Annotated in this window: 9 protein-coding genes and 2 pseudogenes; 9 read left to right on the top strand and 2 right to left on the bottom strand. The window is 69.3% G+C overall.

Annotated elements, in window-relative coordinates; all coding sequences use genetic code 11:
- Positions 1 to 164 precede the first annotated feature (164 nt).
- The 6 genes from AB8Z75_RS00830 (at position 165) to AB8Z75_RS00805 (ending at position 7,369) form a co-directional block, all read left to right on the top strand.
- Positions 165 to 3,071, top strand: coding sequence for a vitamin B12-dependent ribonucleotide reductase (locus AB8Z75_RS00830; protein ID WP_369199356.1), 2,907 nt, complete (start codon positions 165 to 167; stop codon positions 3,069 to 3,071).
- A 260-nt stretch (positions 3,072 to 3,331) separates the two neighbouring features.
- Positions 3,332 to 3,940 carry a YdbC family protein gene (locus AB8Z75_RS00825; RefSeq protein WP_369199355.1) on the top strand — a complete coding sequence of 203 codons (609 nt, stop codon included), beginning with the start codon at positions 3,332 to 3,334 and terminating at the stop codon, positions 3,938 to 3,940.
- 54 nt (positions 3,941 to 3,994) lie between these two features.
- Positions 3,995 to 4,654, top strand: a complete 660-nt coding sequence (locus AB8Z75_RS00820; RefSeq protein WP_369199354.1) for a histidine phosphatase family protein — start codon at positions 3,995 to 3,997, stop codon at positions 4,652 to 4,654.
- A 12-nt stretch (positions 4,655 to 4,666) separates the two neighbouring features.
- Positions 4,667 to 5,791 carry an ADP-ribosylglycohydrolase family protein gene (locus tag AB8Z75_RS00815; protein ID WP_369199353.1) on the top strand — a complete coding sequence of 375 codons (1,125 nt, stop codon included), beginning with the start codon at positions 4,667 to 4,669 and terminating at the stop codon, positions 5,789 to 5,791.
- Positions 5,792 to 5,958: 167 nt separating this feature from the next.
- Positions 5,959 to 6,636: a ribonuclease HII gene (locus AB8Z75_RS00810; RefSeq protein ID WP_369199352.1), complete on the top strand. Its 678-nt coding sequence runs from the start codon at positions 5,959 to 5,961 to the stop codon at positions 6,634 to 6,636.
- Between the two features lie 109 nt (positions 6,637 to 6,745).
- Positions 6,746 to 7,369 carry a hypothetical protein gene (locus AB8Z75_RS00805; protein ID WP_369199351.1) on the top strand — a complete coding sequence of 208 codons (624 nt, stop codon included), beginning with the start codon at positions 6,746 to 6,748 and terminating at the stop codon, positions 7,367 to 7,369.
- Positions 7,370 to 7,526: 157 nt separating this feature from the next.
- Here AB8Z75_RS00805 and AB8Z75_RS00800 read toward each other — a convergent pair.
- Together AB8Z75_RS00800 and AB8Z75_RS00795 are read right to left on the bottom strand one after the other, a co-directional pair.
- Positions 7,527 to 8,048, bottom strand: a pseudogene (locus tag AB8Z75_RS00800) (hypothetical protein); the annotation flags it as partial.
- Positions 8,049 to 8,304: 256 nt separating this feature from the next.
- Positions 8,305 to 10,494: a DEAD/DEAH box helicase gene (locus AB8Z75_RS00795; RefSeq protein WP_369199350.1), complete on the bottom strand. Its 2,190-nt coding sequence runs from the start codon at positions 10,492 to 10,494 to the stop codon at positions 8,305 to 8,307.
- Between the two features lie 139 nt (positions 10,495 to 10,633).
- Between AB8Z75_RS00795 and AB8Z75_RS00790 the strand changes: the two genes are divergently transcribed.
- From AB8Z75_RS00790 to AB8Z75_RS00780, 3 genes and pseudogenes are all read left to right on the top strand, one after another.
- Positions 10,634 to 11,839, top strand: coding sequence for a DUF4192 domain-containing protein (locus AB8Z75_RS00790; RefSeq protein WP_369199349.1), 1,206 nt, complete (start codon positions 10,634 to 10,636; stop codon positions 11,837 to 11,839).
- A 105-nt stretch (positions 11,840 to 11,944) separates the two neighbouring features.
- Positions 11,945 to 12,700, top strand: coding sequence for an NUDIX domain-containing protein (locus AB8Z75_RS00785; protein WP_369199380.1), 756 nt, complete (start codon positions 11,945 to 11,947; stop codon positions 12,698 to 12,700).
- 124 nt (positions 12,701 to 12,824) lie between these two features.
- Positions 12,825 to 13,715: pseudogene (locus AB8Z75_RS00780) on the top strand (ATP-binding cassette domain-containing protein); the annotation flags it as partial.
- Between the last annotated feature and the right edge of the window lie 1,681 nt (positions 13,716 to 15,396).

The following is a 15,396-nucleotide window of genomic DNA, read 5'->3' as shown; positions in this document are numbered from 1 at the left end:
CGGGGTCGGCGGAGCCGGAGCGAGGCCGGCGACAGGCCGGGGGAACCCGGCACATCACAGAGACCTGGCCTGGGCACGCACCGTGTCCGGGTCACCAGACAGGCACAGTTCTCGGGGAAGAACCGGGGCATGTTGGGGCGTTATGCCCCATACAGGGAGGCGGAATGACAGAGACGACGAGCGGCCCGGCACGCGGCTCCCGCGCGAAGGGCAGCAGCAAGGCGAACAAGGGGCTGCGCATCGAGCGCGTCCACACGACCCCCGGCGTGCACCCCTATGACGAGGTCACCTGGGAGCGCCGCGACGTCGTCATGACCAACTGGCGCGACGGCTCGATCAACTTCGAGCAGCGTGGCGTCGAGTTCCCCGACTTCTGGTCGGTGAACGCGGTCAACATCGTCACCAGCAAGTACTTCCGGGGCGCTGTGGGCACGCCCCAGCGGGAGAACAGCCTCAGGCAGCTGATCGACCGGGTGGTGAAGACCTACCGGGCCGCCGGCGAGGACAACGGGTACTTCGCCTCTCCCGCGGACGCGGAGATCTTCGAGCACGAGCTGGCCTACGCCGTGCTGCACCAGATCTTCGCCTTCAACTCCCCGGTGTGGTTCAACGTCGGCACCAAGCAGCCGCAGCAGGTCAGCGCCTGCTTCATCCTGTCCGTCGACGACTCCATGGAGTCGATCCTGGACTGGTACAAGGAAGAGGGGATGATCTTCAAGGGAGGCTCCGGCGCCGGCCTGAACCTCTCCCGCATCCGCTCCTCCAAGGAGCTCCTCTCCTCCGGCGGCAACGCTTCGGGCCCCGTCTCCTTCATGCGCGGCGCCGACGCCTCCGCCGGCACCATCAAGTCGGGCGGCGCCACCCGCCGGGCCGCCAAGATGGTCGTCCTCGACGTCGACCACCCCGACGTCGAGGCCTTCATCGACACCAAGGTGAAGGAGGAGGAGAAGATCCGCGCCCTGCGCGACGCGGGCTTCGACATGGACCTGGGCGGAGACGACATCACCTCCGTCCAGTACCAGAACGCCAACAACTCGGTGCGTGTCAACGACGCGTTCATGAAGGCCGTCGAGTCCGGCTCGAAGTTCGAGCTGCGCGGCCGGATGACCGGCGAGCCCGTCGAGGAGGTGGACGCCAAGCAGCTCTTCCGCAAGATGGCCGAAGCCGCCCACGTCTGCGCCGACCCCGGCATCCAGTACGACGACACCATCAACCACTGGCACACCTCGCCGGAGACCGGTCGCATCACCGCCTCCAACCCGTGCAGCGAGTACATGCACCTGGACAACTCCTCGTGCAACCTCGCCTCGCTCAACCTCATGAAGTTCCTGCGCGACGACGACAAGGGCAACCAGTCGTTCGACGCGGAGCGCTTCGCCAAGGTCACCGAGCTGGTCATCACGGCGATGGACATCTCCATCTGCTTCGCCGACTTCCCGACCGAGAAGATCGGCGAGACCACCCGCGCCTTCCGCCAGCTCGGCATCGGCTACGCCAACCTCGGTGCCCTGCTGATGGCCACAGGACACGCCTACGACAGCGACGGTGGCCGCGCGCTGGCCGGTGCCATCACCTCGCTGATGACCGGCACCTCCTACAAGCGCTCCGCCGAGATCGCGGCGGTCGTCGGCCCGTACGAGGGCTACGCCCGCAACGCCGACGCGCACAACCGCGTGATGAAGCAGCACAGCGACGCCAACGATGTCGCCACGCGCATGGACGATCTGGACACCCCGGTGTGGGCGGCGGCCACCGAGGCGTGGCAGGACGTGCTGCGGCTCGGCAAGAAGAACGGTTTCCGCAATGCCCAGGCCTCCGTGCTGGCCCCCACCGGCACCATCGGCCTGATGATGGACTGCGACACCACCGGAGTCGAGCCCGACCTGGCCCTGGTCAAGTTCAAGAAGCTCGTCGGCGGCGGCTCGATGCAGATCGTGAACAACACGGTCCCCAAGGCCCTCAAGCGCCTCGGCTACCAGCCCGAGCAGATCGAGGCGATCGTCGAGCACATCGCCGAGCACGGCAACGTCGTGGACGCGCCGAGCCTGCGCCCCGAACACTACGAGGTCTTCGACTGCGCCATGGGCGAGCGCTCCATCTCGCCGATGGGCCACGTCCGCATGATGGCGGCTGCCCAGCCGTTCCTCTCGGGCGCCATCTCCAAGACCGTGAACATGCCCGCGAGCAGCACGGTCGAGGACGTCGAGGAGATCTACCTCCAGGGCTGGAAGCTCGGCACCAAGGCGCTGGCCGTCTACGTCGAGAACAGCAAGGTCGGCCAGCCGCTGTCGGCCAAGGCCAAGGAGGAGACGAAGGCCGAGGCCCCCGAGCCGGAGAAGGTCGTCGAGTACCGTCCGGTCCGCCGCCGGCTGCCCAAGGGGCGTCCCGGCATCACCACCTCCTTCACGGTGGGCGGCGCCGAGGGCTACATGACGGCCAACTCCTACCCGGACGACGGCCTGGGTGAGGTCTTCCTCAAGATGTCCAAGCAGGGCTCGACCCTCGCGGGCATGATGGACGCCTTCTCCATCGCCGTCTCCGTCGGCCTCCAGTACGGCGTGCCGCTGGAGACCTACGTCTCGAAGTTCACCAACATGCGCTTCGAGCCGGCCGGTATGACGGACGACACCGATGTGCGGATGGCGCAGTCGATCGTCGACTACATCTTCCGCCGCCTGGCGCTGGACTTCCTGCCGTTCGAGACGCGGTCGGCACTCGGCATCCACTCGGCCGCCGAGCGCCAGCGGCACCTGGAGACGGGCTCCTACGAGGCGAACGAGGAAGAGTTCGACGCTGACGCCTTGGCCCAGTCGGCCCCGAAGGCCGAACAGGGGGCGCCGGCCTCCTCGCACGAGGAGGCCACCGACAGCAAGGACGCGCCGCGCACGGTGGCCGAGTCGGAGGCCCCCGCCCCGGCGCCGAGGGAGGCCCACAACTCCACAGAGCTGCTGGAGATGCAGCTCGGCCTGAACGCGGACGCTCCGCTGTGCTTCTCCTGCGGCACCAAGATGCGCCGTGCGGGCAGCTGCTACCTGTGCGAGGGCTGCGGCTCGACCAGCGGCTGCAGCTAAGCCCTGAGGAAAACCCCGCTCGCGAGCGGGGAGGACCACGCGAGAGCGAGGCGGGGGACGGCCACGGCGCCGTCCCCCGCCTCCGCGCGTGACGAGGCGGGACCGTCTGGCGCGCCACGAGCCGGGCAGGGGTCACAAGCCGGTGCCCGGTGCCCGGTGCCCGTGGCCGGTGACCGGTGCCACATGGCCGGTGTGCGAGACGGATGCCGGGACGCCGCTGTCGGGAACGGGGGTCGCTGAGATGGCCGTACGATGGCGCGGTGCTGGTCAAGTGGATGCGCTGCACCGTCGTCGACCGCCCGGGCTTCGCACGGGCACAGCGGAAATGGGCCGGGCTGCTCGGAGAGCCGGGTTTCCGTGGCCAGGGCGGCGGGTGGAGCCGAGCCAGGAGCGGTGTCGTCCACCTCTTCGGATTCTGGGAGAGCCGCGCCTTCTACGACTCCTTCATGGCCCGCTCCCACGACCGTTTGCACGCCTCGCAGGTCGGCACCTACAGAGAAATGCAGGTCAGGCTCTTCGAGTACCGGTTCGACGTCAAAACCGGCTTCCGTCCGGTGTTCACCGACGCCGACCTGCTGCGCGTGGCCCACTGCCGGGTGCGACCCGACCGGATCGAGCACTACACGCTGATGCAGGAAAAGGTGTGGAACCCGGCCATGGCGGGCTCTCCCGGCATGTTGCGCGGAGTATTCGCGCAAGCGAACGCAGAGGACGAGTTCCTCGTGCTTTCCATGTGGGACTCCAACGCCGAGTACGGAAAATACCGGGTCGAGCGGGTCGAGCGCTTGGCGCTGCGGGCCCAGACCGGCGCCGACGTCACGCACGTCGCCGGTGACGTCATCGACCTCGAGCCCGCCTGGACTGTCTGAACGTACTGTCGTCCGGCCGTCTGACCTGGAACCGACTGGCCTAGGGTGGTGCCCATGGCGCGTCCACGTCGTATCGTCCTCCTCCGCCACGGAGAGTCGGAAGGAAACTCCGACGACAGCATTTACGAACGCGTGCCCGATCACGCACTGCCACTGACCGAACGCGGCACGCAGCAGGCCGATGAGGCCGGCAAGCAACTGCGCGAGCTGTTCGACGGCGAACGCGTCTCCGCCTACGTGTCGCCCTACCGTCGCACTCGCGAAACCCTCGCCGCGCTCGGCATGGGTCCTACCCAGATGCGGGTCCGCGAAGAGCCCCGGCTGCGCGAGCAGGACTGGGGCAACTGGCAGGACCGTCAGGACGTGCGGCAGCAGAAGAAGTACCGCGACGCCTACGGGCACTTCTTCTACCGCTTCGCCCAGGGTGAATCCGGTGCCGACGTCTATGACCGCGTCGGCGCCTTCCTCGAAAGCCTGTGGCGCAGCTTCGAAGCCCACGACAATCCTCCCAACGTTCTGCTGGTCACCCATGGGCTCACCATGCGGCTGTTCTGCATGCGCTGGTTCCACTGGACCGTGGAGGAGTTCGAGTGCCTCTCCAACCCCCGCAACGGTGAGATGCGCACCCTCCTCCTCGGGCCGGAGGGCCGCTACCACCTCGACCGGCCCTTCGAGCGCTGGCAAACACCTCGCCCCTACGGGAGTTTCGGCTAGCATCAACGGGACATGAGCGATCGAATTCCCGATCCCGCAGCCGTCGAGCGGGTCTCCCGCTCCCTCGCCAGCCTGCGGGGCCTGGCCGTCGGCGACGCCCTGGGTTCCCAGTTCTTCGTACCCGGCAATCTCCCCTTCCTCCGGCGCCGCGAGCTGCCACCGGGGCGGTGGCAGTGGACCGACGACACCGAGATGGCGGCCTCCCTGGTGGCTGTGCTCGCCAGGCACGGAAGCGCAGACCAGAATGCGTTGGCCACCTCCTTCGCGACCAACCACGACTTCGACCGCGGCTACGGCCCCGCGGTGAACAGGATGCTGCGCCTCATCCGCCAGGAGGGCGGTGACTGGCGCGAGCTGGCCTCCTCCCTCTTCGACGGACAGGGTTCCTGGGGCAACGGCGGCGCCATGCGCGTGGCCCCGCTGGGTGCTTGGTTCGCCGACGACCCCGACCGGGCGGCCGACGAAGCCGCACGCTCCGCCGAGGTCACCCACCGGCACCCGGAGGCCGTCGCGGGCACCCGAGCCGTCGCCGCCGCCGCGGCGCTCGTCGCTGCCGACGGCCACGACCGCCCGGCCTCGGCCACCCCTTCCGCCTCCGCCTCCGCCTCGCGCCCGGCCCACGGCACTGGCCCCGGCACCGGATCCGAGAGCCAGGTCGCAGCCGCGGGACCGGCCTGCGAGGGGCATATGCCCGAGAGGTCGACGGCTCGCGCCGGCGCGCCTCCCACCCACGGGCCGCGGACAACTGGTGGAGGCCCGGCGACACCCGTCAACGCCGAAACCCTCCTGCTCCAAGTTCTGGAGCGTGTTCCCCGGAGCGCCGTGCAGGCGGGACTGCGCCGCGCCATCGACCTGCTCGACTACTCCGACGTCGGCACGGTGGCAGCCGTCCTCGGCTGCGGCCGACGCACCAGCACGCAGGACACCGTGCCCTTCACTCTGTGGGCCGCCGCCCGGCACCTGGGCGACTTCCGCACTGCCGTGTGGACCACCGCCGGCGCCGGAGGGGATGTGGACACCACCTGCGCCATCGTCGGCGGCATCGTGGCGGCTGCTGGTCCCGCCGCCGCCCCTCCCGAGGAGTGGGACGAGCGGACCGAGGGCTTTCCGCACTGGCTCATGGAAAGTCTGGAGTGAGACCCCCGGTAACGCGCGCCGGCGAACCCCGCCGCCCCATTTCGCGGACTCTCCGTCACCAATACGTCCCTTTCTGCGAGCGACACTTCCTTTCCGCTTTACTCGCGGCGTCAAAACGGGAGTCCCGTGAACTGGCCGCGCCCCCAGCGGATACGCTTGGTATTGCCATGCCGTACGAGTCCCCAACCCATCGCGTCGAGCGCTCGATCCGCGCCACCACGGGTGCCAAGATCGTTGCTGGAGTGGACGAGGTCGGTCGCGGAGCATGGGCCGGTCCCGTCACGGTCTGCGCCGCGATCACAGGCCTTCGCCGCGCTCCAGTCGGCCTGACCGACTCCAAACTCATCCCCGAGCCACGCCGCAGCGAGCTGGCCGAGGAACTGGTCAACTGGGTCACCGCCTACTCCCTCGGTCACTCCACCCCGGAGGAGATCGACGACCACGGCATGACCGCCGCCCTCCGGCTCGCCGCCGTCCGCGCACTGGACGGCCTGCCCGAGCGCCCCCACGCCGTGATCCTCGACGGCAAGCACGACTATCTCGGAGCGCCCTGGCAAGTCCGCACCGTCATCAAGGGCGATCAGTCGTGTGTCGCTGTCGCCGCCGCCTCGGTCATCGCCAAGGTGCGCCGGGACGCGCTCATGGCCGAACTCGCCCCTGAACACGAGGAGTTCGCCTTCCAGGACAACGCGGGCTATCCGTCGCCTGTCCACAAGGCGGCCCTGGAGAAGATCGGCCCCACCCCACACCATCGGCTGTCCTGGGCCTACATGGACGCCCTGACCCGTTGGAAGCACCTCAAGCGCAACCGGAGCGAGCCAGCGGAACAGATCGGTCTCTTCTGAATCCCGCCGCAGGGCGGCTCCGTCACGAAGCGCGGTCCCGATCCGGGAATAGCCCGGCATGCCGAACCCGCTGACACTGCTGTTTCTTGCATTTGATAGACAACATCCCATGCCTCTCACTCCCGAGGAGTCACAGATTTACGAGAGCGTCCCGGACACCCGCACTTCCGCGGGAGCGTCCCGAACACCACAGGCACCACGCACCGCGAACCCCCTCCCGGGTCCGCGTCCTGCCCCGCGCCCCGCACCGCCGCGCACGGACAGCAAGGGCCCCAGCACCCCCGGCCGTCCCGGTGGGCCCCGTCCGGGCGCCCCGTCCGGTCAGCCCGGAGCGAAGACACCGTCCAGTCCCGGCACGGCTCAGATCCAACTGGTCGCCGCGAGCGACGCCACCGCCGTAGAGATCGCCGACGAAACCGTCGACAAGCTCCTCGACGAGGGCCGCGCACCCGGAGAGATCCTGTTGCTGACCACCGGTGCTCTACATCCCTGGGCAGAGCATGAGCTCTCCTTCGGAGAAGACGCCTACTGGCGCCAACTCGCCGTCGCCGAAGACGTCTTCTGTGCTCACGCCTCCTCTGTCTCCCGCACCAGTCAGCGTCCCGTCGTGCTGCTGGCCGTGAACGGAGGCACCGACACGGAGGCCGCCGCCGCACTGCCCGCCGCCCTGGAAAAGGCCACCGACAAGCTCATCGTCTGCGGCGATCCCGAGCGACTGCGCGCCTTGCTCTGACCCCGCTCGCCCCGCCGCTCCTGGCCACGGGCCTCCGGCCTTCGCCTGCGGGAGTGCTCACGGCCACGGGGTCGCCGGGACTGCGAAGCGGAGCGGCGGACCGCGGGCTCCGCCGGCTTCACGCCGCGCCGGAACAGTCGCCGAAAAGCCCCAACGCTGACGCGGCACTGGGCAACCGGCCGCTGCGGTGCGCCCCGAGTATCCGCCACCCGGACGACGTCAGCGTGATGTACGCCCCGCAGCGCAAGCCATGGAGCGTGCAGGCGTCGCGCAGCCCCCACATCCAGGCACCGTCCACCGCGGTCCAACCGGACTCCCCGAACCGAGTGCACAGCAGCACCGCGGTGCGGGCGGGGACCCGGCGGCGCAAGTCGTGCGGGGTGATCCGGCGAAGCCGATCCAGCAGCGCATTGCGGTATTCCCACCCGTCCGGCTGGGAGGGCTCCAGGCTGAACGACGCGCTGGCGACAAGCCGTTCGTCATGCCCCAGCACCCCCAGTACGGTGGTCGGCGGGTGTGGAAGGTGACGTGTGTACAACCCGTCCACCAAAGCCTGCGGATCTTCCGGCAGCGGGGTGATGGCAGCCACCCACTCCGCGAGCCGCACCACGCGGCGGGCACGCGGCGCAGAGCCGCAACCAGGACCCGCACCGGACGCTGAAGCAGAACCGAAGGTCACCCTTTCTCCTCCGCTCGTGCTGTTCCCCTCTGTAGCGCTGGGCGGGGCGGCGACGAACACGGAGCGCACCACCGGGCCTCCTGCGGCTGTCTCTCCCCTTATTCCCGCTGAGCCTCCTGTCTCCCCTCCTGTGCCTCCTTTCCTCGAACGAGTGAGGGACGGTGCTGTCTTCGACGAGTCGGCAGGGCGCGTCCGCCTGCCTGCTCGGCTTCTCCCCTCGCGGATACCCGACCGGAGGAGAGGGCGAAAGCCCCTTTCACTGCGCTGCCAAAACCAGCGGCAGCACCTCCTTGGCCCCGGCCTCCCGGAGCATCCGGGCTGCCACGGTGAGGGTCCAGCCCGTGTCGGTGTAGTCGTCGATCAGAAGCACCGGCCCGTCTACGGCGGCCAGGGACGCGGCCAGCTCAGGTGGCACCGTGAGCGCGTCATGCACCGCACGCAGGCGCTGGGCTCCGTTGCTCCGCGGGCCGTTGAGCAGCCCGAACTCGTCGGCGCAGGCCACCGCCCCCAAGAGCGGCATGCGGCCGATGTCGGCGATCCGCTCCGCGAACGACCGCACAAGTTGTGGCCGGGTGCGGGACTCGATGGCCACGATCCCCGCGGGACGCTCCAATGCTTCCGCCCCCTCCGTTGCCCAGCCACCTGGTGCCTTCGCCCAGTCCGCGAGCACGGTCACCGCACCCTGCAGCACGTCGTCGGGTACGGGGCCGTCCCCTGCTTGCTCGGACAGCAGCGGCCGCAGTCTGTTCCCCCAGCCGATGTCGGAGAGCCGCCCGAGCGCCCGCCCGGGTGCCGCTTGCTGCTGGGCTGGGATGCGGCCCTTGAGATCCATGCCAACCGACGGCATACCGGTCGGCCACATCCGACGGGGTTCGACTCGAACCCCTGGCCTCCGCAGTTCACCCTTGGCAGCTACGACCGAGGCCTCATCGACCGCCGTGCTGAACCGGGCGCCGGCACAGTTGTCACACCTGCCGCAGGGAGCTGCCTTGTCGTCGTCGAGCTCTCGGCGCAGGAACTCCATCCGGCAGTCGGTCGTCTGGGCGTAGTCGCGCATCGCGCGCTGCTCGGCCAGCCGCTGGCGCTCCACCCACTCGTACCGGTCGGTCTCGTACCGCCACGGCGCCCCAGTGGCTACCCAGCCACCTTTGACCCGCCGCACCGCACCGTCCACATCGAGAACCTTCAGCATCATCTCCAGCCGTGACCTGCGCAGCTCGACGCGGGGCTCCAGAGCGGGCAGGGACATCGGGCCGTCCGAGGCAGCGAGCACGTCGAGCGTTCGTCGCACCTGCTCCTCGGCAGGAAAGGCGAGCGAGGCGAAGTACCGCCAGATCGCTTCGTCCTCCTGACCGGGCAGCAGGAGCACCTCCGCGTGTTCCACGCCGCGGCCGGCGCGGCCCACCTGCTGGTAGTAGGCGATAGGGGAGGAGGGGGAACCGAGATGGACGACGAAGCCCAGGTCGGGTTTGTCGAAGCCCATGCCCAGGGCTGACGTCGCGACCAAAGCCTTCACGCGGTTGGCGAGGAGGTCGGCCTCGGCGGCTTCCCGGTCCGCGTTCTCCGTTCTGCCGGTGTAGGAGGACACCTCGTGTCCGCACTGGCGGAGGAAGGCCGTGACCTCCTCCGCGGCGGCCACCGTCAGGGTGTAGATGATGCCCGAGCCCGGCAGAGAGGAGAGGTGTTCTCCCAGCCAGGCGAGCCGGTGCGCAGCGTCCGGCAAGCGCAGCACACTGAGGCTCAGGCTCTCCCTGTCGAGCGGACCGCGAAGCACCAGCGCGGGTGCCGAGCCGGCCGGTGTGCCCCCGTCTTGGCCGGCACCTCCCGTGCCGAGCTGTTCGGCCACATCGGCTGTGACACGTGCGTTGGCCGTGGCGGTTGTCGCGAGCACGGGAACGCCGGGCGGCAACTCGGCGAGCATGGTGCGCAGCCTGCGGTAGTCGGGGCGGAAGTCGTGGCCCCAGTCGGAGATGCAGTGTGCTTCGTCCACGACCAGGAGGCCGGTGGAAGCGGTCAGGCTCGGAAGCACGTTGTCCCGGAAATCCGGATTGTTGAGGCGCTCGGGGCTGACCAGCAGCACGTCGACCTCTCCGAGGCCCACCTCCGACTCGATCGCACGCCACTCCTCGGGGTTCGCAGAGTTGATCGTGCGCGCGTGGATTCCGGCTCGCGCGGCTGCCTCCACCTGGTTGCGCATCAGGGCCAGCAGTGGGGAAACGATCACCGTCGGCCCCGATCCCCTCTTGCGCAGGAGAGCCGTCGCCACGAAGTACACGGCTGATTTGCCCCAACCCGTGCGCTGTACCACCAGTGCTCGTTTGTGCTCCGCCACCAGCGCCTCGATGGCCCGCCACTGGTCCGGTCGGAGTTTGGCCGTGCCTTCTCGGTCGCCGACGAGATGGGCCAGCACCGCGTCGGCGTCTCGTCGCAGCTGTGTGTCGCTCATGCGTCCATGCAACCCGATGCGCAAGGTGTCCGAGGAACCGGCCTGTGGATAACTCACGATTAGTATGAAAAGACGATGACTTCTTACATCTGTGGATAACTCCCGACCTCGGATCCCGGTCCTCCGTCACGGTCGACGCATGACACATCACGACCACGCAGCACGAGGCGAGGAGCCCACCGCCTCCGGGGCCGGACGGCTCAGCGTCTCTCTTCGCGAGCCGGCCGAGCTGGCCGAGGCCCTGCCGTACCTTCTCGGCTTCTATCCCGACGACTCTCTCGTCGTCGTCGCGTTGCACGGCGAGCGGGGCCGCTTCGGCGGCCGGCTCCGGATCGGCATTCCGGACACTGAGGGCGGCCGGGCAGCTCTCGCCCCGCAGGTAGCGGAGTGCCTCGACGCCAGCTCGCAGGCGCGAGGAGCCCGACCCGACGGCGCTTTGGTCTTCCTTTGTCAGGAGCCGGGTGAGGGCCACAGCGGCAGGGAGGTCATGGAACGGCTGCGCCCGCTCGTCAAGGATCTGCGTCTCGCCTGCGGAGAGCGTGACATGCCCGTCTACGAGGCTCTCTGCCTCTCGGAGGGGAGGTACTACTCCTACTGCTGCCCCGATCAGCGCTGCTGCCCACCGGAAGGCGTCCCGCTGGCGCGTACGGGCACTTCGGTCATGGCCGCCGCTGCCGCCTACGCCGGTATGCCTATGCACGGCTCGCTTCGCGAGATGGAGCAGCGGCTGATCCCTCTCGGGCCTCCGTTCGCCGATGAGCAGAAGCGGACGCTGGACACCGCGAGTCTGCGGCTGACCCCTCGCATGCTCAAGGACGACGACCGGGAGCGGGTGCGCGCCGAGACCTTGGCGCTGCTCGGGCATCTGATGGAGCGCTTCCAGCGTTGCACGCCGCCTGTGGCGACGTGGACGAGCGAGGATGCGCACGACGACGGCTTGCTCGGTCACGAAGAATGTGCGACGGCGATCCTCGGCATGCAGGACCGTGATACGCGGGACCAGGCGGCGGAGTGGATGGAGGGGGTGGACTCTGCTCCCGCTCTCCGTCTGTGGCGGGCGTTGGCCCGCCGCTGCACAGGGCCCTACAGGATTTATTCGGCGTCCCTGCTCACACTGGCGGGCTGGGTCGCTTGGGCGGACGGCGATGTGCCGACAGCCCGTGTCGCTCTGGGGCTCGCTCTTCGAACCGACCCCGATTATCTGTTCGCGCAGCTCTTGCACCAGGCGTGCAACGAAGGCCTCGATCCCGGCCAGGTGCGCCGTTGCCTGCGAGGGGAGCGCCCAGGCCTACAGGAGGGTGGGGAAGGGGGAGAGCCGGATGCCTCCACGGACGCCACCTCCTGACCGTCGCTCTCGTCGCGCTCGCCGGTCTCGGACCAACAGGTGGCGGGCGAGGCGGGTGCTGTTGAACAGCCTGTTTATCGTCAGGAAGACGACTATGATCGCGCCATGCCCTATGATCCATCGGCCTTCCCGCCCTTTGCCGTCACCGTCGACCTCGTGGTGCTCACTGTGCGCAAGGACGCGCTGTGGTCCCTGGTCGTGCGCCGCGGGGAGCCTCCGTATCAGGGCAGGTGGGCGCTGCCCGGCGGGTTCGTGCGGGACGATGAGGGCTTGGAGGCCGCAGCCTCGCGAGAACTCGCCGAGGAAACCGGGCTGCGCTCCCAGGCGTGCGAGGGGCATCGAGGCGGAGCTCACCTCGAACAGCTGGCCACGTACGGTGCGCCGCAGCGGGACCCCCGGATGCGGGTGGTCAGCGTGGCGTATCTCGTGCTCGCACCCGATCTGCCCTCGCCCGTCGCGGGTGGGGACGCGCGCAGCGCCCGATGGTCGCCGTCGGACACCCTTCTCGATGCGCCGGAAGGGCTGGGACGCGATGCCGAACAGCAGGCGTCACTGGCCTTCGATCACGGACAGATCCTGCAGGACGGCGTGGAGAGGGCGCGATCCAAGATCGAATATTCCTCGCTCGCCACCGCTTTCTGCCCGCCCGAGTTCACCGTGGGGGAGCTGCGCCGGGTGTATGAAGCTGTGTGGGGCGTGGCGCTCGACCCGCGGAACTTCCACAGGAAAGTGACGGGGACGCCTGGCTTCCTGGTGCCGACCGGCGGGACGACGACCCGCCAGGGAGGGCGGCCTGCGCAGCGCTTCCGTACCGGAGAGGCCACTGTTCTCAATCCGCCCATGCTGCGGCCGGAGGCGTAACGGCGGTTCTCGGCGGCGAACTGCTTGACCGGGCGGGGCTCGTCCGAGCGGGGTTGCCTGGAAAGTCGGAAATATCGCGTTATCTTGCAGAGATGCGTCCGCCACGCGTTCTGTGGGAGAAGCGATGATTCAGGCCATCGGACTCACCAGCACGGCCCGGCGCAAGCGCCAGCCGCAGGTTGACGACCTCACGTTCGAGGCTCGCTCGGGCGAGGTCACTGTATTGCTGGGGCCGACGGGTTCGGGCAAGAGCGAGGCGCTGCGGCTGATGCTGCAACTCCTTCCCGGGCGCGGGGTCGCGCTCTTCAGAGGCCGGCCGGTGCAGCGGATTCCGCATCCGGCTCGGGAGATCGGCGTGCTGCTCGGGGACGTGCCGGGGCACCCTGCACGGACCGCGCGACGGCATCTGCGGATGCTTACGGCCGTCGCCGGGGTACCGATCGAGCGGGCGGACGAGGTGTTGGAAGTGGTCGGTCTCAGCGGCCTTGCCGACCAGCGGCTGGGTGACTTCTCGCTCGGGATGGACCGGCGGCTGGGGATGGCGGCGGCGCTGCTGGGGGACCCGCACACGCTGGTTCTGGACCAACCGACGCAGGGGTTGTCACTCCGGGAGGCGAGCTGGTTGCAGGGCCTGCTGAGGAGTTACGCGGAGCATGGCGGGTTGGTGCTCGTCACCGCGCGGGATCCGAAGGAAGCCGCACGGATCGCCGACCGGGTGGTGTCCATCGACGACGGGAGGTTGGTGGCCGATCAGGAGGCCGCCGACTTCTCCCGCACCAGACTCCGCCCACGGGTGGCAGTGCGGACGCCGCACGCGGAACGGTTCGCGGCGGTCCTCTCCCAGGAGGCCAGGAGTGCGGAGCGAATCAGCAGAGGACGGGCGGCTGTTGAAGTGGTGTGTGAAGGGGGGAGCCGAGTGTCGGTCTACGGAAGCGACTGCGCGGCGGTGGGGGAGTCGGCATACCGGCACGGAATTCTCGTGCATCAACTGAAGAATGAGATCGGTGATGCTGGGGACGGCTCACGGCCGGGTGTGTTGGAAAGGGCGGACGGCCGAGTGTCCGACGCGCTTCGGCCGGCCGACCCAGGAGTAGGGGCTACGGGGGAGCGAGCGGAAGAGGGGGCGAATGATGACCGAAAAGGGCAGAGCGCGGAGTCCGGTTGGGGGGACGGACCGCGTGAAACGCTCTGTGGCGAAGGCGCGAGGGCAGCTGGGGACCAGTCCGCCGCAGCCGGGCACGCCGCCGTTCCCGCCCCTCACGCGTACGTGCCGGGACGTGGTGGCGCGGCGACACCAAGCGCGACTGCGGACTCGGCGGACCAGGACGGCTCTGGTGCGGGCGCCGGAACAGGCGAAGCCTCTTCCGGCATGGACGCCGGGGCAGAGGGCGAGTTGGACCTCACTGCCTGTCGGGGAGGGCCCGAGGGCCCTGTTTCCCGCGAGGAGCGGGCCGAGGCGGCGCAGGAGTCGGCGGACCCGAACCGAGCGCCCGGGGAAGGGGCGCTGGTGCCGGCGGCGTCGGAGGAATCCGGTGCGCAGCACGCGGATACGTCCGACGCGAGGCACGGGTCACAGCGGCACCCAGTAGGCCGGGCCCAGACTGCCACATCCCGCGGGAGTCACGCGCGGCTGGCGGAGGACAAGCCGCAGGGTGCGAACCCGGAAGGAGAGGGGCCGCTCAGGGGGCGACCGGCTGAGTCGGGAAACGCGGGCACGCAAGAGGTGTCGCCGGTATGCGCGGCACCGAACGACCGGGTCCTGGACAGCAGGGGGACGCGGACGGATGAGAAGCGACCTGCCGCGCGCTCGACATCGTCCCCTGCTCACGGCGCGGGTGAAGACGCGCCTCCGACACACCCGGACAGCGCCACCTCTTCCCGCGCCACTGCCCTGTACACCACCTCCCCGTCAACCACCTCCGTGCGCAACGCTGCCGCCGACGTGACGTCCCTCGGAGCGAAGAGGGGTGGCCATGCGACGAGGGTGGGCCGGCCTTTTGGCGGCGCATCGTGGGCGGCCAAGGTCGTGACCTCTACACGTGACCGGCTGCGGGCGGGGCGGAACCGGAAGGACGGTGCGGGCGATCGTGTGCCGGAAACCGTCGGGCGTGGCGGGCACACCGCCAAGGGAGGAGAGCCCACGGCAGTGGCACCACCCGCCTCTCCCGTGGTCCGACGACCCGGCCCCGTCGCGCCGCTCCAGTACGAGCTGCGGCGGTTGTTCGGTGTGCGGACTCCCTGGGTGGTGGTCGCGCTGACATTGTTGTCGGGATTGGCCCTTTCGGTCGCGGTGGCTCGCGCCGGTGCAGGAAGCACGCTCGACGCGGAGACAGGTATCGCTCCTGGGCTGAAACTGTTGATGGGGTGGCTGCCCGGGTCACCGTTTCTGGTACCACCCGCCGCCGTGGCGGCCGGATTCTTGGGTGCAACCGCCTTCGGTCAGGAATTCCGGTACCCGGCGCTCGTCCCCGCACAGGTGCCCGTACCGCGGAGACTGGGACTGCTGGTGGCGAAGCTGGGTGTGACCGCAGGTGCGGCCGTGGGGCTGTGTGTGGCGACGGCTCTGTGCAACGGGGCTGTACTCACCCTGCTCTTCGGCGCCGACAGCGGCGTACTGGCTTTCCCCGACAGGGTCCTCGAACTGGACGGGCTGACTCGTCTTTCCGTGCCCGGCGGGGGAGGGGCTGGCTACGTGG

The sequence above is a fragment of the Streptomyces sp. PU-14G genome (genome assembly GCF_041028275.1).
GTDB lineage: Bacteria > Actinomycetota > Actinomycetes > Streptomycetales > Streptomycetaceae > Streptomyces.
Note: the sequence above shows the minus strand (reverse complement) of the source record. Positions and strands in the feature narration are given on the sequence as shown.